An 18,688-nucleotide genomic window follows, 5' to 3' on the forward strand; every position below is an offset into this window, starting at 1 on the left:
GCGGCGAGCAGGTTGGGCTTCGACCGCAACAACATCCAGCTCCACCAGGTGCTCGGCGTGAAGCTCGACGGCACCGCGTCCGGGATGCCGCTGCGCCCCGACTGGGCGTGAACGGCTCGTCGCGCGGGAGGTGCTCCCACCTCCCGCGCGACGGGTCCCCGGCGCCGCGTGCTCCGCTGAGAGCGGGAGCCCTGTGAGGGGCGGGCTCCTCGGGGCGTGGTGAACGCCGTGGACCCCGGGTTCGCGGGTGAGGCGGCCGACTTCCACGCGCGGTACCGGCGCGGTCGTCCGGCGGCGGTGTTCGACGACCTGGTGGCCCCTGGGCCGTCACCGTCGGGCAGGCGCTGCACCGGAGGGACCACGAGGGGCTGTTCCGGTCGGTGGACCTCCGGCCGGGCGGTACCGCGGTGGTGACCTGGAGCACGTGATCGGCGGCGTCCTCTCGGCGCTGCCGCTGGACCGGCCGCCGACGGGGGACCGGCGGGCGCTCGTCGAGGAGCGGATCCGCCGGTCCCGGTGGGGCCCTTCCCGGAACGCGTGCGCGTGTCCGTCCTGAAGGGGATCAGTTCGCCGAGGCCGTGAGCTGGTTCGCGATCTGCGTGGCCTGGTTGGACGGGATGGAGAAGCCGATCCCGACGCTCCCGGCCTGATCGGCGCCGGTCGCGGGCGAGTAGATCGCCGAGTTGATCCCGATCACCTGGCCCGCCGAGTTCAGCAGCGGCCCGCCGGAGTTGCCGGGGTTGATCGACGCGTCGGTCTGGATCGCCTGGTAGCTCGTGCCTGCGGACCCGCGGGTCTCGCCCGCGATGGTCACCGTGCGGTCCAGCGCGCTGACGATCCCGGACGTCACCGTGCCCTGGAGTCCTTCGGGGGAGCCGATCGCCACGACCTGGTCACCGACCTCGACCGTGGACGAGTCCGCGAACGTGGCGGGCGTCAGGCCGCTCGCGCCGGTCAGCTTCAGCACGGCGAGGTCGCTGCTCGGGTCGGCCCCGACGACGGTGGCCGCGTACTCCTCGCCGTCGTTGGTGGTCACGGAGACCTGCTGCGCCCCGGAGACCACGTGGTTGTTGGTCAGGATCCGCCCGTCCGCGCTGAGCACGACACCGGAGCCGATCCCGCTGCCCTGCGCGGCCGACACGGTCACCTGCACCACGCTCGGCAGCGCGGACGCGGCGATGGCGCTCACGTCCTCGGTGGACGTGCCGGTGGAGGTCTTCGCGATGGTGGAACTGGTCACCGACGCGTTCACCGCGGTCGGGACGGCGGCGGCACCGATGAGCCCGCCCGCGGTCCCGGCGACCACGGCGGCGGCGAACGCCGCGGCGGTCAGCTTGGTGGAGGTGCGGCGCCAGAACCCCGGCACGGCGGCCCCGTCGTCCAACGACCCGCTCATGGCGGGGAAATCCTGTCGCGTTTCGGTCATGGCTCCACTGTCGGGCCCGCGGTTGTGAGGAACCTGAGGGAACCCGGTGGACTTGCCAAGAGAAGTCGGCGCCCGGCTCAGCGTTCCCCGAGCAGCGCCCTGATGTCGTCCGCCGACACCGGCGCGCCGAAGAACGGGCCCTGGGCGCAGGAGATGCCCAGTTCGGTGAGGCGGGTGGCCTCGGTCTCGGTGCGCACGTCGTCCGCCATCAGCGGCACGCGCAGGACGGCGGCCCACTTCATCAGCGCCACCGCCGCGCTCTCGTCGATCAGGTTCGCGCCCTCGGCCAGCCCGTGCACGATGGCGCCCGCGAACTTCAAGCCGTGCAACGGGATCTGCCGGACGCGTTCGCGGGAGACGATGCCGCCCGCCAGTTGGTCGAGCACGAGCCGCACCCCCCGCTCCGCGAGGATGTCCAGCTCGTCGGCCTGGTCCTCGGTGATGATGGCGGGCAGCGACTCGTGCAGCTCGAACCGGAGCAGGTGCGGGGGCAGCCCCGTGCGCTGGAGCAGCTGGCCGATCTCGGCGACGAGTTCGGGTTCCTGGCAGTGCCGGGAGATCAGGTCCATGCTCAGCACGGGCGCCGCGGCACCGAACTCGGCGAACCAGGCCCCGGCGTCCTCGCAGGCGCGGGCCATGGCCCAGCGGCTCAGCCGCAGCACCATGCCGGTGCTGGCGGTGAGCGGCAGGAACTGCTCGGGGTCCAGCACGCCGCGCTCCGGGTGGTCCCAGCGCAGCTTCGCCTCGACGGCGACCAGCGAGCCGTCCTCCAGCGAGCGCACCGGCTGGTAGTCGACGTGGAACTCGCCCAGCTCCAGGCCGCCGGGGATGGACGCGGCCAGCACGCACCGGTCGCGGTCGCGCAGGTCGCGCTCCCGGTCGTAGAGCGCCCACTGGGCCTTGCCGTCGGCCTTCGCCCAGCCGACGGTGATGTCCGCGCACCGCAGCAGCTCCGAGGCGTCCGCCCCGCGGGACCGGCGGGCGACGACGCCGACGCTGGCCGTGACGCCGATGCCGTGGTGGTCGATGTAGACGGGTTCGGTGAGCAGGTCGAGGGCCTCCTCGACCAGCGCGATCACCGACGGCGTGTCCTCGGGGTCCCGGACCAGCACGCCGAACTCGTCCGGTCCGATCCGCGCGATCCGCCCGACGCCGTCGAACACCGCGCGCAGGTGGTTCGCGAAGTCCACCAGGATCCGGTTGCCGACGTCGTGGCCGAACGCGTCGTTGACGACGCGGAACCCGTCGATGTCGAAGTGCGCCAGCACGAGGTTGGTCGGGCCCTGCGTGCCCGCCGCGTTCTCCAGCCAGCCGAGGTACTGCTGGCGGTTCGCCAGGCCGGTCTGCACGTCGTGCAGGCTCTGCCGCACGAGTTGCGACTGGAGCGCCCGCAGCTCGTTCATGTTCTCGATCATCGACACGAAGTACGCGGGCTCACCGGCGGGCGTGCGCACCAGGGACAGCGCGAGGAGCGTCTCGACGACCTCGCCGTCCTCGCGCAGCAGCCGCCGCTCGCCGCGGAAGTGCTCCAGCTCACCGGCGGCGAGCCGCTCCATCGCGACGGTCATCGCGTCCCGCTCGTCCGGGTGCAGCAGCGAGCTGGCGCGCACCGAGCGCAGCGCGTCCTCGTCGTAGTGCAGCAGGGCCAGCAGCGCCTCGTTGAAGTCGAGCATCCGGTCGTCGACGCCGATCACGGCGATGCCGATGGCCGAGGAGTTGAACACCGCCCGGAACTTCGTCTCGCTGTCGTGCCTGGCCTCCTCGGCCCTGCGGGTGGCGATGACGGCGGCGGTCTTGCTCAGCTCCTGCTGGTCGAGGGTGCGGTCGCGCAGCGCGTCGCTGTACCCGGCGGCCAGCGACCCCAGCACCCGCACGAGCCTGCCGGTCCACGTCGGCGGCAGGTGGAAGTGCGGGATCAGCGATTCGCCGATGAAGGCGATCGACCGCTCCAGCGTCTCCGAGGAGATGAAGTCGTGCTCGACCATCTCGCGGCCGATCCGGCGGCCCAGCTCGGCCACGGGCGGGTCGGCGCTGACCGCCCGGAGGACCTGCGTGGTCAGCGAGGCCAGCACCTGTTCGAGTTCCGCGCGCGGGACGTTGGACATCACCGTGCTGCTGATCAGCGAGGTCCAGCGGTGCGCGAAGTCCTCCCGGACGAGGGGGAACTCGTCGAGCGTCGCTCGTGGTTCGGGGGTCGTCCCCGAGTGGTCGACCATCGCGGTTCAGGCCTGTGAACCATTCGGGGAATGGTCGGGAGTCGTTCTCCGGGAACGGGAGAAGAGCACATCGTGGCTACCGCACCGTGGGGCGCTGTGCACGGACGCTCCTATTTCACTCGTTCGGGTTTCGGACCGATCGGTTGGCAGGTTAGCCGGTCCGTGTCACCCACGGCACAATCAGTCATGGCGTGTTGGCCGCGAGTGAGCTTACTGATCGATCGCGCTCGCCCCAACCTGAGCACCCGATTTTCGTCCTCAGGCGCGTCACTCGGTGGAGGGGTGTGCCTACTCGTCGGTAGGCTGCTAACCAAGTAGGCCGGGCCTTCCTCCGAGAGGACGACCCGGCCCCGGCTCCGAACGGATCAAGAGCGTTCCGGCGGACTGATCAACGATTCCGGGATCGCGGAATCGCGAGTGCCCCACTTCTCCAGGATTCGCTGGTAGGTGCCGTCCTGGATGAGCTTGTTCACCGCCTTCTGGAACGCGGGCGCGAGTGGTGACCCCTTCTTGAACGCGAATCCCACGTCGAGCCGTTTGAATTCGTTCAGGAACACCAGGTCGGGCTGTTCGGACGCGGCGTGCCGCAGTCCGTTGATCGTGCTCATGATCACGTCGATGTGCTGCTGCTGGAGGCCGAGGTAGATCCCGGCCGTGTCGGAGAAGCTGAGCACCTGGTACTCGGGCTTCCCGGCGTCGGGGCAGACGTGCTTCTCGCGCTCCAGCGTCGCCTCGAACGTGGTCCCGGCCCCGGTGCCGATCTTGAGCCCGCACAGCTGGTCGAGGCTCTTGACCTCCTTGACCCGGTCGTCGCCCCTGCGAACGGCGAAGCCCTGGCCGTCGTTGACGTAGGTGACGAAGTCGATGGTCTTCTTCCTGGCCTCGGTCACGCCGAAGTTGCCGGTGCCGACCTCGTACTTGCCGCTGCTCAGCGCGGGCAGGATGACCTCGAAGCTCGCCACCTCGCGGTCGATCCGCACGCCGAGCACCGTGCCGACCGCGGCGGCGACCTCGATGTCGACGCCCTGGACGGTCTTGTTGTCCTCGGCGTAGAAGGCCGACGGCGGGGTGCTGCCGACCGACGAGGCGAACTTGACCACCCCGGCCCGCCTGGTGGCCTCGGGCAGCAGGGCGGCGATGGCGTCGTCCTTCACCACGGAGCCCAGCACGTCGGCCGTCGGGGCCGTGGACCCCGTCGAGCCGCTGCCCGCTCCCGCGGACCCGCAGCCCGCCGTGGCGAACGAGATCGCGAAGGTCAGGAGCAGCAGCGGGTAGAGCTCGTTCCGTCTGGCGCGCACAGGTGCCTTCCCCATCAGGTGAGGGACTTCTCGAAGGGCAGTGGCCCGATGGTCAGCGGATCGGCCGACACGTCGAACAGCGGCGTGTAGCCGAGCGCGAGGTAGAGGCCCTTGGCCTCCGGCTGCCGCGGTCCGGTCGTGAGGTAGAGCCCGCGGTAGCCGAAGGCGACCGCCTCCTCCTCCAGCGCGGCCACGACCCGGCGGCCGAGACCGCGGCGGCGGTGCGCCGAGCCGGTCCAGATCCGCTTCAGCTCCGCGGTGACGGCGTCGTACCGCTTGAACGCCCCGCCCGCGATGGGCTCGCCGTCCTCCAGCAGGAGCAACAGGCTCCCGTTCGGCGGGCGGAACACCTCCGCCGGGTAGCGCGCCATCTCCTGGTGCGCGCCCTCGCCGTAGCGGGTCACGTACTCGTGCGTCAGCTCCGCCATCATCGGGCCGGTGAGCGGGTCCGCCGGATCGACCCGGCGGACCTCCAGCTGCTCGACGGTCATCCGTCGACCGAGATCGACTCGCGCACCGGCTCCCTGGCCTCCGCCGCCGCGCGCTCGCGGTCGCGCTTGGCGACCTCCTCGCGGACGATCGGGATCACGTACCGGCCGAAGTCGATGGCGTCGTCCAGGATGTGGTAGCCGCGGGCGGACAGGATGTCCACACCGAGGTCGTAGTAGTCCAGCAGCGCCTGCGCCACCGTTTCCGGCGTGCCGACCAGCGCGTTGGAGTTGCCCGCGCCACCGGTCGCCGCCGCCGTCGGCGTCCACAGGGCGCGGTCGAACCGTTCACCCCGCTCCGCCAGCGCCAGCAGCCGCTGCGAGCCGGTGTTCTCCGGGTTCTTCAGCGGGTGCCGCCGGGTCAGCGCGGCCGTGCCGCCCCTGGTGCGCTCCTTGATGGCGTCCACCGTGCGGTAGGCCTTCTCCCACGCCAGTTCCTCGGTCGCGCCGAGGATCGGGCGGAAGGCGACCTGGATGCGGGGCACGTCCGTGCGGCCCGCGTCCCGCGCCGCCCGCTTGACCGACTCGATCTGCTCGGCGGTCTGCGCGAGCGGTTCGCCCCACAGGGCGTAGATGTCCGCTTCGGCACCGCCCGCGCGGTAGGCCGCGGGGGAGGAACCGCCGAAGGAGACGCCGATCCTGGGCTGCTGCACGGGGAACGTGTCGCTGACGAAGTCGGCGAACCGGTAGTGCGCGCCCTCGTGGTCGAACGGCTCGCGCGAGGTCCACGCCTTCTTCACGATGCCGATGTACTCGCGCGTGCGGTCGTAGCGCTCGTCCTTGGTGAGGTAGTCGCCCTCGCGCCGCTGCTCGTGGTCGGTGCCGCCGGTGATGAAGTGGACGGTCAGCCTGCCGTCGCTGATCTGGTCCAGCGTGGCGAACGTCTTCGCGGCGAACGTCGGGTAGGACACGTTCGGCCGGTGCGCCAACAGGATCTGGAGCTTGTCCAGCTTCGTGGCCACGAACGCGGCGACCTGAGCGGGCTCGGGCGAACCGGAGCCGTAGGCGAACAGCACGCGGTCCCAGCCGTTGTCCTCGTGGGCCCTGGCCAGGCGGAGCGTGTAGTCCTTGTCGAAGGAGGCACCGGTGCGCGGGCTCGTCTCCGAGCCGTCGTTGGTGCCACCGATACCCAGGAATTCCACAGGCACGTCGTACTCCCCGGTGGTGGTGCGGAAAGGGCGCCCGCGGCGGTGCGGGCGTGCGAGAACCCGGAACGGGTCGGGGGAACGGCCGAGATCAGGCGTTGAGGGAGACGCGCTCGGCGGTGGGCCTCAGCGCGGACACGAAGCGGACCACACGCGACCGAGGTCGATGTGGTCGCGGGTGACCAGTCGCAGGCTTTCCACGACCCCAGTGCACCAGCGCTCCCGGTGTACGTCAACGAGGGCGGGCAGGTGTCCAACCCTCGGAATGCCTTGACTTCCCGGTGTCGAGCGCGCCTACCATCGGGTGCGGCGTTGAGGGACGCGGCACCCCTTCCCGTGCTGTCCCTCGCCTTCCGGAGACCTTCTGTGAGCGTTTCCACCGATCTCGTGCCGCCACCCACGGCCAGGACCGCCCCCGCGGCGGGTGTCGTGCCGCTGCGCCGACCCGGCCGCTGGATCTCCGCCGCCGTGGTGCTGGTGGTGCTGGCCGCCGTCGTGCGGTCGGTGATCACCAACGACGCCTTCCAGTGGGGCGTCGTCGCCGAGTACCTCACCGCCGAGGTGGTGCTGCGCGGCCTCGGCCTCACGCTGTGGCTGACCGTCCTGACGCTGGTGCTCGGGTTCGCCCTCGGCACCCTCCTGGCCGTGGCGCGGCTGTCCGGCAACCCGGTGCTCGCCGCCGTCAGCTGGGGCTACGTCTGGATCTTCCGATCCGTGCCGATGCTGGTGCAGCTGCTGTTCTGGTTCAACATCGGCGCGCTGTACCCGACGCTGTCCCTCGGTGTCCCGTTCGGACCGGACTTCGTGAGCATCAGCTCCACCAACCTGATCGGGCCGCTGGCCGCCGTCATCATCGGACTGACGCTGCACGAGGCCGCCTACGCCGCGGAGATCGTGCGCGGCGGCGTGATCTCGGTGGAGCAGGGCCAGGTCGAGGCCGCGCTGGCGCTCGGGATGGGCCGGGGCCGGATCCTGCGGCGGATCGTGCTCCCGCAGGCGATGCGGTCGATCATCCCCGCCGCGGGCAACGCCCTGATCGGCACGCTCAAGGGGACGTCGGTCGTGAGCGTGCTCGCCGTGCAGGACCTGCTGTTCTCCGTGCAGCTGATCTACAACCGGAACTACCTCGTCATCCCGCTGCTGCTGGTGGCGACCACCTGGTACGTCGTGGTGACGAGCGTGCTGAGCGTGGCGCAGTACCACGTGGAGCGGCACTACGCGCGGGGCGCGGCGCGAGCGCTGCCGCCGACGCCGTGGCAGAGGCTGGGGGGACGGCTGCGATGAGCGCCGCGACGGTCGTGCGGATCAGCGGCCTGCACAAGAGCTACGGGACCACGCCGGTGCTGCGCGGGGTCGACCTCGAGGTGCGGCAGGGGGAGGTCACCTGCGTGATCGGGCCCTCCGGCTCCGGCAAGAGCACGCTGCTGCGCTGCGTGAACCACCTGGAGAAGATCGACGCGGGGGAGGTCGAGGTCGACGGCGAGCTGATCGGCTACCGCAGGCACCGGGGGCGGCTGCACGAGCTGAAGGACCGGGTGATCACCCGGCAGCGGGCCTCGATCGGCATGGTGTTCCAGAACTTCAACCTGTTCCCGCACCTGACGGTGCTGGAGAACGTGGTCGAGGCACCGATCGGCGTGCGCGGCCTCTCCCGCGCCGCCGCCGTGGCGCTGGGCGAGGAGCTGATCGCGCGGGTCGGGCTCGCGGGCCGCGAGGGCTCCTACCCCCGGCAGCTGTCCGGTGGCCAGCAGCAGCGGATCGCCATCGCGCGGGCGTTGGCGATGGAGCCGAAGCTGATGCTGTTCGACGAGCCGACCAGCGCGCTGGACCCCGAGCTGGTCGGCGAGGTGCTGGCCGTCGTCGCGGACCTCGCGGAGGCGGGCATGACGATGGTCGTGGTCACGCACGAGGTGGAGTTCGCCCGCCGGGTCGCGGACACCGTGGTGTTCCTGGACGAGGGGAGGGTGGTCGAGTCCGGGCCGCCGTCCGAGCTGCTCACCGCCCCGCGGCACGCCCGCACCCGCGAGTTCCTGGCGAGGGTCCTGTGAGCGCACCGCCGTCGGTGCTCGTGCTGGTCGGCGGCGGGCCGCGCGCGGCCGGGCTGGTCGAGCGCATCGCCGTGAACGCGGCGGAGCTGTTCGGCGGAGCGGCGCTGGAGGTCCACGTGGTCGACCCGCACCCGCCGGGAGCGGGCCGCGTCTGGCGGTACGAGCAGTCCGAGCTGCTGCGGATGAACTCGATGGCCGTGGACGTCACGATGTTCACCGACGCGAGCGTGGTGTGCGACGGGCCGGTGCGCACGGGACCGTCGCTGGCCGAGTGGGCCTCGCTCGTGCGGTCCGGTGACCTGCGGGTGGACCTGCCCGAGGACGTCCTGGCCGAGCTGGGGCGGGTGGAGCCCACGACGTTCCCCAGCAGGCGGTTGCAGAGCGCGTACCTCGGGTGGTTCTTCGAGGACGCGGTCGCGGCGCTGCCGCCGGGGATCACCGTGCACCGGCACCGGGCCGTGGTGCGGCGGATCACCGGGTCCCCGCACGGGCGGCAGCGGGTGTGGCTCGCCGACCGGTCGTCGCCGCTCGTGGCGGACGCGGTGGTGCTGACGCTGGGCCACCTGGACGCCGAGATGGGTGCCGAGGAGCGGGAACTCGCCGACTACGCCTCCGCGCACGGGCTGGCCTACCTGCCCCCGGACTACTCCGCCGACAGCGACCTGTCCTCGGTCCTCCCCGGCGCGGACGTCGTGCTGCGCGGGTTCGGGTTGGCGTTCATCGATCTCGCGGTGCTGCTCACGCAGGGCCGCGGCGGGCGGTTCGAGGAGTCGGCCGAAGGCCTGCGGTACGTGCCGTCGGGGCGGGAGCCGCGGATCCACGTCGGCTCGCGGCGCGGGGTGCCGTACCACTCGAAGACGGGCTACCGGCTGCGCGGGGACCCCCTGCCGCTGCCCGTGTTCTTCGACGGGCGGGTGGTCGACGCGCTGCTGGCCTCGCCGGAGGAGTTCGACTTCCGCGCGGACGTGTGGCCGCTCCTGGCGAAGGAGATCGCCTGGGGGTACTTCCACGAGCTGTTCACCGGGCACCCCGAGCGGGTGTCCGTGTCGTGGGGCGAGTTCGCCGAGGCGTTCGCCGAGCTGCCCTGGTACAGCCCGGAGATGGCGGAGCTGGTGTCGTCGTCGGTGCCCGCCGTGGAGGACCGGATCGACTTCGAGCGGCTGGACCGGCCGTTGGCGGGGCTCTCGTTCGCGACGGGTGAGGAGTTCCAGGAGCACCTGCGCGCCTACGTCGAGGCGGACGTGGCCCGCAGGTCCGATCCGGCGTTCAGCGCGGACCTGGGGGCGTTCATGGCCCTGCTGTCGGTCTACGGCCAGCTGCCCCGCGTGCTGAACTCGCCGAAGCTGTCCCCGGCGTCGCGGCTGGCCGACGCGGACGGCTGGTGGAGCGGGTTCTTCAGCTTCCTCGCCAGCGGGCCGCCGCCGGACCGCCTGGAGGAGCTGCTCGCGCTGTCGCGGGCCGGGATCGTGAACTTCCTCGGGGCGGACGTGTGGGTGCGCGCGTCGGACGGCGTGTTCCTGGCGGGCAGCGCGAGCGTGCCCGACGTGGTGCGGGCCACCGGCCTGGTCGAGGCCCGGCTGCCGACCCACGGCCTGGGGCGCACCGCGGACCCGGTGCTGCGGGCGTTGCGCGGTGCGGGCGACGTCGTGGAGGAGAGGCTGTCGGACGGCCGGTCGACGGGCCTGGTGCGGGTCGCCGCGGAGGACAACCGGTTGATCGGGCGGAACGGCGAGCCGCACCCGAGGCGGTTCGCGCTGGGCCCGTTCACGACCGGCCGCGCGTTCGCCGCGTTCGCCAGGCCGGGCACGAACGCACCGGGCTTCCGGCAGAACGACGTCGTCGCCCGAGCCCTGCTGCGGCTGCTCGCCGAGGAGGGTTCGGGCGACGCCGAGAGCGTGGCCTGACCTAGTCCGCGCGAGGCCGGCCTCGGGCGGCCGAGCCGCCGTCCCCGGAGGAGCGGCCGACAACGGACGTGTAGCGCCCCTGGAACCTGATCAGCGGTGGGGTTCCGCCGGTGTGCTGGACCTCCAGGGGCTCGCCCACCAGCGCGACGTGGTCGCCGACGGCGATCCGGCGTGCCGTGCGGCAGCGCAGCCGCAGCGGCGCGTCCAGCAGGTGCGGGACGCCGTCGACGTCGGACTCCCAGTTGGTGCCGTCGCCGAAGCGGTCAGAACCCGTCCTGGCGAACAGGTCCGACAGGGCGCTCTGGCCCGCGTGCAGCAGGTGCACGGCGAACAGCGGCGCCGTGCGGAGCACCGGCCACGCCGAGGCGCCGTCGCCGATCCAGACGACGATCAGCGGCGGGTTCATGCTGGCCGAGGTGAACGAGCTGACGGTGACGCCCACCGGCCCGTCCGGGCCCTGGGCGGTGACGATGGTGACCGCCTGCGGGTGGTCGCGCAGGGCGCCCTTGAGCTCGTCCGCGAGGTCCCTCTTCGACTGCCGGGGTACGACGCTCATCCGGAGGTCCCTCCCGCCAGCGCCGCCGTCACGACGGCGGCCGTTCCGGTGTCCACCAGGTGCTGCGCGAGGGTCGCGACGAGGGCCTCGTGGTCCGCCAGCACCGACTCGTTGAGGAAGACCGCGGGACCGGGGACGTGGGCGCCCAGCTCGACCAGGACCGGGCGCAGGTGCAGTTCCGCGGCCAGCGCGTGCTTGTCCGACGCGGCCACCTGGAGCGGGATGGCGATCCTGCCCCTGAGCCAGCCGCCGGGGGCCTGGTCCAGCACCGCCTTCAGCAGGCCGGTGTAGGCGGCCTTGTAGGTCGGCGAGGCGACCACGAGGACGTTCGACCGCTCCAGCGAGGCCAGGGCGTCCTTGACGCTCGTGGAGCCGGGGGTGAAGACGTCCTGGGCCAGCTCCGCCGCGTCGACGACGGCGCCGTCCCCGGTGGCGGGGACGACCTGGCGGAGCGCGGCGCGCAGCGCCAGCGCGGCGTTGAGGGTCCTGGAGGCCGGGCGGGGGTTGCCCACCAGCGTGCCGATGAGTGCGGACATGAGGGCTCCTTGCTGGGCAACGGGACTCCGGCGTGGTCCTGGGCTACGGACAGCGGCAGGAGCACGTGCGCGCGAGGTCCACGTGGCGGCGTCGGGTCAGGAGCTGGGCTCGGTTCACCCCTCCGAGACTGCGGTGGTCGTGAGGTCGCGTCAAGGACGTTCAGTGAGCGGGACTTCGGGACGTCACCCGCTCGGTGGTCCGGGTGGTTCTGGGAGACCGTCGGCCGGTGCGGAAGGGGGGATTCCGTCCGGCCGACGGCGGTCGGCTGGCAGGGGCGCTCCACGAACGTCTCGGGGTGGGGTCGCGGCGGCCGAGGGGGCGTCCGCCGCGAACCGACGCCGGGTGCGGCTCCCGGTTGCCGACCACTGGTAGAACGGGTGGTGGCACCCCGGTGTTCCACCTGGTGCTCGACGTCACCCTCCGCGCCACCCCGGAGAACTGGGGTCATCGGTTGTCACGTCAATTCGTTACCGCTCCCGCCGAAGGTCGTCGTATTCACCGTTGACATGGGTTGACATTCCCTTCGATCAGCTCTTGACTGGAGCGAGGGTGTGCCAACCGTTATCGGAAAAACGGCCTCTAGCCTGGAAATGGCCTGCACACAAGAGACCTTTTAGTCCAATGTGGACTTCGACAATACGCTGATTGTCCTATTGTCCGTTCGTGCGCGGGGAGATGTGCTTCCAGCATTCTTCCCCCACGAAGGGTTTTCGCGTCGTGATCAAGTCAGGACTTCGGTGGAGACACCGCACCAGCGCGGCCCTCCTGGCCGCCGTGCTGGGTTCGACTGGGTTCGGCTTCGCCGCCGCCCCCGCACTCGCGCAGCCGCTGCCGCCCGCTCAGGCCGACAAGCAGCTCGACAAGCAGGACCGCGCCCTCCTCGTCGAGGCGGAGCAGACCGGCAAGACCGACGTCACCCTCCTGGTCGCCGCGGAAGCGGGCAAGGTCGACGCCGCCACCAGCGAGCTCCAGTCGCTCGGCGCCGTCGTCGAGCAGACCGACCGCGAGGTCGACTACCTCAAGGTGACCCTGCCGCGCGAGCAGGCCGAGAAGGCCGCGAAGCTCAAGTCGGTGAACGCCGTGGACGTCGACGGCCTGGTCGCCGTGGACAACCCGCGCCCCGAGGGCGCCACCACGCCGCTGCCGCAGAAGGCACCGGACGCGAAGACCCCCAAGGACAACCCGTACATGCCGATCGGCGACACGGGTGCCGCGCAGTTCACCCAGTCTCACCCCAAGTGGGACGGCCGCGGCACGACGATCGCGATCCTGGACTCCGGTGTCGACCTCGACCACCCGGCGCTGGCGACCACCACGACCGGTGAGCGCAAGATCGTCGACTGGTACAACGCCAACGCGCCGAGCGAGAACGACGGCACGTGGGTCGCGATGGGCAAGGAGCGCTACACCGGCGCCTTCACCTCGGGCGGCGTGAACTACACCGCTCCGACCAGCGGCGGCCCGTACGCGCTCGGCCTGTTCCGCGAGACGGCGAAGGACCTCGGTTCCGCGACGTCGGAGACCGGCGGCGACCTCAACCGCGACGGCGACCGGCTGGACACGTTCGCCGTGCTCCAGGACGTCGGCACCAAGGAGGTCCGGGTCGACCTGGACCAGGACGGTGACTTCACCGACCAGACCGCGATGATCGACTACAAGTACAAGAAGGACGTCGGCTTCTTCGGCACCGACAACGCCGCCACGCCGCTCGTCGAGCGGGTCGCGTTCGTCGTCCAGACCGACAGGTCGATCTACGACAACGGCGGCACCGCCTTCGTCAACCTCGGCATCGCGGGCGCCGCGCACGGCACGCACGTCGCGGGCATCACCGCGGCCAACGGCCTGTTCGGCGGCAAGATGACCGGTGCGGCCCCCGGCGCGAAGCTGCTGGCCGTCAAGGTCTGCCTCACCTCGTCGTCCTGCACCAGCAGCGGCCTGCTCGACGGCGTCCTGTACGCCGCGCGCAACGGCGCCGACGTCGTGAACATCTCGATCGGCGGCCTGCCCGCGCTCAACGACGGCAACAACGCCCGCGCGGAGCTCTACAACCGCACGATCGCCGAGTACAACGTGCAGATCTTCATCTCCGCGGGCAACAGCGGCGCCGGTGCGAACACCGTCGGCGACCCCTCGGTGGCCACGGACGCGATCAGCGTCGGCTCGTCGATCACCAAGCAGACCTGGCTGTCCAACTACGGCTCGGTCACCAAGCAGTCCGACAGCCTGCACGGCTTCTCCTCCCGCGGCCCGCGCGAGGACGGCGGCTTCAAGCCGGACATCACCGCGCCCGGCTCGGCCATCTCGTCCGTGCCGCGCTGGCAGGTCCCCGGCCCCGTCGCCGGCACCTACGAGCTGCCCGCCGGCTACGCCATGTTCAACGGCACGTCGATGGCCGCCCCGCAGGCGACCGGTGCCGCCGCGCTGCTCGTGAGCGCGTACAAGGCGACCCACGGCGGTGAGCGGCCGAACGTCGCGAAGCTGCGCAACGCCATCAAGTCCGGCGCCGACTTCAACTCCGACCTCGGCGCGTACGAGCAGGGCGCGGGCCAGTTCGACGTCAAGTCGGCCTACTCGATCCTGAGCCGCAACGGCGCCCAGGACGTCGTGACCTCCTCCGTCGAGGTGCACACCGCGCTGTCCGCCCAGCTCAAGCCCACCGCGGACCGGGGCGTCGGCATCCACGACCGCGAGGGCGTGACGATCGGCAAGGACTACACCCGCACCTACACGTTCACCCGCACCACGGGGTCGGCGAAGCCGGTCAAGTACCGCGTCGACTGGGACGGCGACACCAGGTCGTTCGAGTCGCCGAACAACGTCACGCTGCCGCTGAACACCCCGGTGTCCTTCGTCGTGAAGGTCAAGCCGAAGAAGGTGGGCATCCAGTCCGCCGTCCTGAGCCTGGACAACCCGTCCACACCGGGCGTCGACCTGAAGACGCTGAACACCGTCTTCGCCGCGCAGGAGTTCACCGCCGCCAACAAGTACGCGGTCACGCAGTCCGGTGAGATCGCCCGCAACCAGGTGACGAGCGTCTTCGTGCGCGTCCCCCAGGGTGCCAGCGCGCTCAAGGTGGACATGGTCGCCGGTGGCGACCCCGGCAAGGGCCAGGTGCGCTTCCTGCGCGTCGACCCGACCGGCATCCCGATCGACGCCACCACCTCCACGTCCTGCTACAACCCCGACGCCGGTGCGGGCTGCACGCCGGGCACGCCCCTGAGCCGCACGGTCAGCAACCCGCTGCCGGGCGTCTGGGAGATCGTGGTCGAGGCCCGTCGCACGTCCGACGCCGACAAGGCCCCGTACAAGGTGACCGCGTCGGTGCTCGGCACCACGGTCAGCCCGAACCCGGACACGATCGCGTCCGCCCCGCTCGGCCAGCCGGTCGCGCGGACCTACCAGGTGACCAACTCGCTGTCCGCGTTCAAGGGCGGGCTCGTGGGCGGTCAGCTCACCAGCGCCAAGGTCGCTCGTCCGAGCATCGCGAACCTCGAGTCGCAGACCTACGACCTCACGGTGCCCGCGGGCGCCAGCGCGGTCAGCGCGACCATCGGCAAGACCAGCGACATCTCGGCCGACCTCGACCTGACGCTCCTCAACTGCACCACGGGCACGTGCGTGGTGTCGAAGACGTCGGCGGACGGCGACTCCGAGGAGTCGGTCATCACCGCCAACCCGGCCGCCGGTCTGTGGAGGGTCGTCGTGGACGGCTACGCGGTGCCCGCGGGCACCACGGAGTACGACTACATCGACTTCTTCGCGTCGTCGGCGCTCGGCACCATCTCGGTGTCCGACCCCCACGCCGACCGCTCGGCGGGCACGTCGTGGACGGTCAACGGCACGGTCACCGCGAACGCCCAGCCGGGTGCCGGTCGCATCCTGCGAGGTGAGCTGCAGGTCGTGACCGCCGAGGGCGCCACGGTCGGCCGCGGCACGGTCCTCGTGCAGTCGGTCGCCTAGCGGTAGCGAACGACGAGGCCCCGTTCCCCCTCGACCACGAGGGGGAACGGGGCCTTTCCCGTGGGTGTTCAGCGACGGCCCCGCGCCTGGTGCGCGGAGCCGCCGCGCCCGTCAGGGAGTCGGGTCCGGGAAGCCGATCGGTTCCTCCACGTCCGCGCGCGAGACCCCGTCGAGGGTCGCGGCCCGCGCCGCCGCGGAGACCGGCACGGTGGCGCGGATGTAGCCCACCGTCGAGTCGACCGACTCCACCGTGGCGCCGAGGTCCCGCAGAGCCAGGGCGGTCGCTTCCGTCCGCCCCTCGGCGGCGGCGATGGTCAGCACCACCGTCCCCCGCCGGGCCTGCTCGGCCGCGGCGATCAACTCCTTCGCGCGCGGCGCGAGGCTGGGCCGCTGGTCCGGCGTGCTCACCGCGCTCACCTCCGAGGCGATCGGCCCGGCACCGCCCTGGTCGGTAGCGCGTCCGCAGCCGCTCAGCGCGAACGCGCAGGTGATCAGCACCAGTGCCCTCTGTCTTCCCGTCACCTGGCTAGACGGGGCAGGAGGGCTGGATGGTTGCACCGATCGGCCTCCGACCCGTGCCGGCGCGACTGGGCCGCGTCCGCGACGCTGGACAGGCGGCATGGCCGCGTGCCGGACCTTCGCCGGGACGCGGTCAGGAGCTTCTCCGATCCCGATCCGAGGTGGTGCGACCGATCAGATCCCGCGAAAGCGGCCGTACGCCCCAGCGGAAGTCCGTGCGGACCGGGTATCCCCGTGCGTCGGCGGAAGACGAACGCGGGGGGCTCGGGTGGGGTACTTGATCGGCGTGGGCGGGTTGTTCCTGGTCGCTGTCGCGGGCGTGGTGCGGTGGAAGTCGCGGGGCAAACGGCTTGCCGTCCTCGCCTACCTCGTGGCGTTCGCGGGGTGGTCACTGGTGGCGCAGTTCCTCCTCAAGCCGCTCGTACCGCGCTCCGTGGTGGTCGCGGTCCTGCTGGGCGGCATCACCGCGGGCATCCTCGCCGCGGCCGTCATCGGCAGACGTCGAACGAATTCGTGATCGCGGCGGGTCCGCCGGGGCTGACCACGCCGCCCTTCGAGCAGCCCGAACGGACCTGGCCAGTGTCACTGCGTCGGCGGGCCAGGTGGGACGGGACGCGTCACACGCCGGAGCGGCCTTCACCCGGAGGGGTGCCGTTGCCCGTCTCGTACGGGCTGGGGCTGGACGTGATCACCCGATTTGGTCGGGGGCGCGGTGTGCGTGCAGCACTTCGCCACGCTCCTGGTTCCCGCCGAACGTCTGCACCCGTTCCTCACCGTCCACGCTCTCCCCGAACACCCGTGCGTCCGAGTCGTGATCCCCCCGACCACGCACGCCACCGGACGACACCGCAGCCGTCATCGCGTTGACCCGAACCTGCGGCAACGCCCCCGGCTCCCGTCGCCGCAACCAGTCCACCAGGTGCTCCCGCACCACGCACCGCAGGTCCCACAACCGCGGTGCGTCCGGCGCGCTCACCAGCGCCCGCACCCGCACGAACGAGTTCACCGCGTCCGTCACCTGCAACACGCACACCCGTCCGTCCCACAGGTCCACGCCTTCCAACGCGCGCCGCAGCTCCTGCCGCATCTCCTCGACCGGGACGGTCCAGTCCACGTCCAGCTCCACGGTCCCGAGCAGCTCGGACTGGCTCTTGGTCCAGTTCTCGAACGGCGTCTTCAGGAAGTACGACGTGGGCAGCACGAGCCGCCGGTCGTCCCACAGGTGCACGACCACGTAGGTCAGCGTGATGTCCTCGACGCGGCCCCACTGCTTCTCCACCACCAGCACGTCGTCCAGCCGGACCGCGTCGCTGAACGCGATCTGCACCCCGGCGAACACGTTGCCCAGCAACGACTGCGCGGCCAGTGCCGCGATGGCGCCGATCACGCCCGCGGAGGCCAGCAGGCTCGTCCCGGCCGCCCGCGCCGCCGGGAAGGTCATCAGCATCGCGGCGGCGGCCAGCAGTCCGACCACGACCACCGTCACGCGCCGGACGAGGGTGATCTGGGTGTGCACCTTGCGCGCGTGCCGGTTGTCGGTCACGTCGACCCTGATCCGCGACAGCGTGGCGTCCTCCGCGACGGTCAGCAGGGTCGCGAGGAGCCAGGCCCCGGCCGCTATCAACGCCAAGCCGACCGCGTGCAGCACGGCGGGCCGCCAGTTCCCGATCCACGTGCCCACCCCGAGCGAGAACTGCACGGCGACCAGCACGGCCACCACCTGGGCGGGCCGGTGCGCCTTCCGCGCCAGTCGCGCGAACAGGGCGGACCGCCGCCCGATCCGCACGACGGCCCGGTGCACGACCGCCACCAGCAGGAGCGCGAACAGGACTGATCCGGCGAACGTCAGCAGCGTGGTTACCAGCATGTCGTCGCGGGTACCCACACCGCCTTCGCCTCAGGCCTTCCCCGTCCCGCGTCACACCGCGCCGGTCGGCCGCGGCCGAGCAGGCTCACTTCGGCAGCAGGTGGGCCATCCGGGCGACGAACCCCACCAGCCGGTCGGGCGTGAAGCGGTCCGGGTCCAGCAGGGCGAGGCGGCCTGCCATCTCGCCGAGCGCCAGCATCGCGTGGCCGAGCAGTTCCGCGTCCAGCTCGTCCGGTCCGCCGCGCGTCCGCAGTCCCAGTTCGGCCAGCGCGGCCACCTGTTCCACCAGCCGCTCCCGCACCGCCGACACCTGCTCGCGGAACTCCGGCGGCGTCCCCTCGGGCGGGAGCAGCACGAGCCGCCACCGGTCCGGCGCCTCCAGCACGGCGTGCACGAACACGTTCACGGCGTGGGCGAACGCGTCCTCGGGGCCGCGTTCGGCGAACGAGGTCGGCAGCGCCGCGAGCACCTGTTCCGTCGCCCGTTCGGCCTCGCGGTCCAGGAGTGCGGTGATCACCTCGGCGCGGTTGGCGAACTGCTCGTAGAGCACGGGCTTGGTGACGCCCGCCGCGCGCGCCACGGCCTCCATGGTGAGGCTGCCGAAGCCGTCGCCGATCAACCGCAGCGCCCCGTCGAGCAGCTGTTCCCTGCGCTCTTCGGGTGGCAGTCGGGCGGCGTACCTGCGACGTGTTGTGCCCACCACACCATATTGCTACGGTGGCGT

15 protein-coding genes are annotated in these 18,688 nt (G+C 71.6%); 5 read left to right on the plus strand and 10 right to left on the minus strand.

Annotation, left to right across the window (positions count from 1 at the left end; all coding sequences use genetic code 11):
- Nucleotides 1-562: 562 nt before the first annotated feature.
- The 5 genes from VFZ92_RS09705 to VFZ92_RS09725 form a co-directional block, all read right to left on the minus strand.
- Nucleotides 563-1,426 carry a S1C family serine protease gene (locus VFZ92_RS09705; RefSeq protein WP_330875499.1) on the minus strand — a complete coding sequence of 288 codons (864 nt, stop codon included), beginning with the start codon at nt 1,424-1,426 and terminating at the stop codon, nt 563-565.
- A gap of 77 nt (nt 1,427-1,503) precedes the next feature.
- On the minus strand, nt 1,504-3,642 hold the full coding sequence (locus tag VFZ92_RS09710; RefSeq protein WP_330875500.1) for a putative bifunctional diguanylate cyclase/phosphodiesterase: 2,139 nt from the start codon (nt 3,640-3,642) through the stop codon (nt 1,504-1,506).
- A 365-nt stretch (nt 3,643-4,007) separates the two neighbouring features.
- Nucleotides 4,008-4,940 carry an ABC transporter substrate-binding protein gene (locus VFZ92_RS09715; RefSeq protein ID WP_330875501.1) on the minus strand — a complete coding sequence of 311 codons (933 nt, stop codon included), beginning with the start codon at nt 4,938-4,940 and terminating at the stop codon, nt 4,008-4,010.
- Nucleotides 4,941-4,954: 14 nt separating this feature from the next.
- Complete coding sequence (locus VFZ92_RS09720; RefSeq protein ID WP_330875502.1) at nt 4,955-5,431, minus strand: GNAT family N-acetyltransferase; 477 nt, start codon at nt 5,429-5,431, stop codon at nt 4,955-4,957.
- On the minus strand, nt 5,428-6,576 hold the full coding sequence (locus VFZ92_RS09725) for an LLM class flavin-dependent oxidoreductase (RefSeq protein ID WP_330875503.1): 1,149 nt from the start codon (nt 6,574-6,576) through the stop codon (nt 5,428-5,430). The genes VFZ92_RS09720 and VFZ92_RS09725 overlap by 4 nt, the downstream gene beginning before the upstream one ends.
- Nucleotides 6,577-6,939: 363 nt before the next feature.
- Here VFZ92_RS09725 and VFZ92_RS09730 point away from each other — a divergent pair, with 363 nt between their 5' ends.
- From VFZ92_RS09730 to VFZ92_RS09740, 3 genes are read left to right on the plus strand one after another with little or no spacing between them, the layout of a single operon-like run.
- Nucleotides 6,940-7,857 carry an amino acid ABC transporter permease gene (locus VFZ92_RS09730; RefSeq protein WP_330875504.1) on the plus strand — a complete coding sequence of 306 codons (918 nt, stop codon included), beginning with the start codon at nt 6,940-6,942 and terminating at the stop codon, nt 7,855-7,857.
- Complete coding sequence (locus VFZ92_RS09735; RefSeq protein ID WP_330875505.1) at nt 7,854-8,621, plus strand: amino acid ABC transporter ATP-binding protein; 768 nt, start codon at nt 7,854-7,856, stop codon at nt 8,619-8,621. Before VFZ92_RS09730 ends, VFZ92_RS09735 begins: the two co-directional genes overlap by 4 nt.
- On the plus strand, nt 8,618-10,525 hold the full coding sequence (locus tag VFZ92_RS09740; protein WP_330875506.1) for an FAD/NAD(P)-binding protein: 1,908 nt from the start codon (nt 8,618-8,620) through the stop codon (nt 10,523-10,525). Before VFZ92_RS09735 ends, VFZ92_RS09740 begins: the two co-directional genes overlap by 4 nt.
- A 1-nt stretch (nt 10,526) precedes the next feature.
- Here the strand turns inward: VFZ92_RS09740 and VFZ92_RS09745 are convergent, their stop codons facing one another.
- Together VFZ92_RS09745 and VFZ92_RS09750 are read right to left on the minus strand one after the other, a co-directional pair.
- Nucleotides 10,527-11,081, minus strand: a complete 555-nt coding sequence (locus VFZ92_RS09745; RefSeq protein WP_330875507.1) for a flavin reductase family protein — start codon at nt 11,079-11,081, stop codon at nt 10,527-10,529.
- Nucleotides 11,078-11,617, minus strand: a complete 540-nt coding sequence (locus VFZ92_RS09750) for an NAD(P)H-dependent oxidoreductase (protein ID WP_330875508.1) — start codon at nt 11,615-11,617, stop codon at nt 11,078-11,080. Before VFZ92_RS09750 ends, VFZ92_RS09745 begins: the two co-directional genes overlap by 4 nt.
- Before the next feature lie 676 nt (nt 11,618-12,293).
- Here VFZ92_RS09750 and VFZ92_RS09755 point away from each other — a divergent pair.
- Entirely contained in the window at nt 12,294-15,578 is a 3,285-nt protein-coding gene (locus VFZ92_RS09755; RefSeq protein WP_330875525.1) for a S8 family serine peptidase, read from the plus strand.
- A 111-nt stretch (nt 15,579-15,689) separates the two neighbouring features.
- On the opposite strand, the gene VFZ92_RS09760 is transcribed toward VFZ92_RS09755, so the two are convergent.
- Nucleotides 15,690-16,100, minus strand: a complete 411-nt coding sequence (locus VFZ92_RS09760; RefSeq protein WP_330875509.1) for a hypothetical protein — start codon at nt 16,098-16,100, stop codon at nt 15,690-15,692.
- Nucleotides 16,101-16,365: 265 nt separating this feature from the next.
- Here VFZ92_RS09760 and VFZ92_RS09765 point away from each other — a divergent pair, with 265 nt between their 5' ends.
- The gene (locus VFZ92_RS09765; RefSeq protein ID WP_330875510.1) at nt 16,366-16,614 is read left to right on the plus strand and encodes a hypothetical protein; all 249 of its coding nucleotides are present in this window, start codon (nt 16,366-16,368) and stop codon (nt 16,612-16,614) included.
- A 171-nt stretch (nt 16,615-16,785) separates the two neighbouring features.
- On the opposite strand, the gene VFZ92_RS09770 is transcribed toward VFZ92_RS09765, so the two are convergent.
- Both VFZ92_RS09770 and VFZ92_RS09775 read right to left on the minus strand, forming a co-directional pair.
- Nucleotides 16,786-17,964 carry a mechanosensitive ion channel family protein gene (locus tag VFZ92_RS09770; protein ID WP_330875511.1) on the minus strand — a complete coding sequence of 393 codons (1,179 nt, stop codon included), beginning with the start codon at nt 17,962-17,964 and terminating at the stop codon, nt 16,786-16,788.
- An 85-nt stretch (nt 17,965-18,049) separates the two neighbouring features.
- Nucleotides 18,050-18,664 carry a TetR/AcrR family transcriptional regulator gene (locus VFZ92_RS09775; RefSeq protein WP_330875512.1) on the minus strand — a complete coding sequence of 205 codons (615 nt, stop codon included), beginning with the start codon at nt 18,662-18,664 and terminating at the stop codon, nt 18,050-18,052.
- Between the last annotated feature and the right edge of the window lie 24 nt (nt 18,665-18,688).

Origin of the sequence: Umezawaea sp. (genome assembly GCF_036375055.1) — a bacterium.
Lineage (GTDB): Bacteria > Actinomycetota > Actinomycetes > Mycobacteriales > Pseudonocardiaceae > Umezawaea.

What these genes read in the sequence shown, in the direction of transcription:
- VFZ92_RS09710 (WP_330875500.1), bottom strand. Translation starts at nt 3,642, where the DNA reads ATGGTCGACCACTCGGGGACGACCCCCGAACCACGAGCGACGCTCGAC.
- VFZ92_RS09770 (WP_330875511.1), bottom strand. Translation starts at nt 17,964, where the DNA reads ATGCTGGTAACCACGCTGCTGACGTTCGCCGGATCAGTCCTGTTCGCG.
- VFZ92_RS09720 (WP_330875502.1), bottom strand. Translation starts at nt 5,431, where the DNA reads ATGACCGTCGAGCAGCTGGAGGTCCGCCGGGTCGATCCGGCGGACCCG.
- VFZ92_RS09735 (WP_330875505.1), top strand. Translation starts at nt 7,854, where the DNA reads ATGAGCGCCGCGACGGTCGTGCGGATCAGCGGCCTGCACAAGAGCTAC.
- VFZ92_RS09705 (WP_330875499.1), bottom strand. Translation starts at nt 1,426, where the DNA reads ATGACCGAAACGCGACAGGATTTCCCCGCCATGAGCGGGTCGTTGGAC.
- VFZ92_RS09750 (WP_330875508.1), bottom strand. Translation starts at nt 11,617, where the DNA reads ATGTCCGCACTCATCGGCACGCTGGTGGGCAACCCCCGCCCGGCCTCC.
- VFZ92_RS09755 (WP_330875525.1), top strand. Translation starts at nt 12,294, where the DNA reads ATGTGCTTCCAGCATTCTTCCCCCACGAAGGGTTTTCGCGTCGTGATC.
- VFZ92_RS09745 (WP_330875507.1), bottom strand. Translation starts at nt 11,081, where the DNA reads ATGAGCGTCGTACCCCGGCAGTCGAAGAGGGACCTCGCGGACGAGCTC.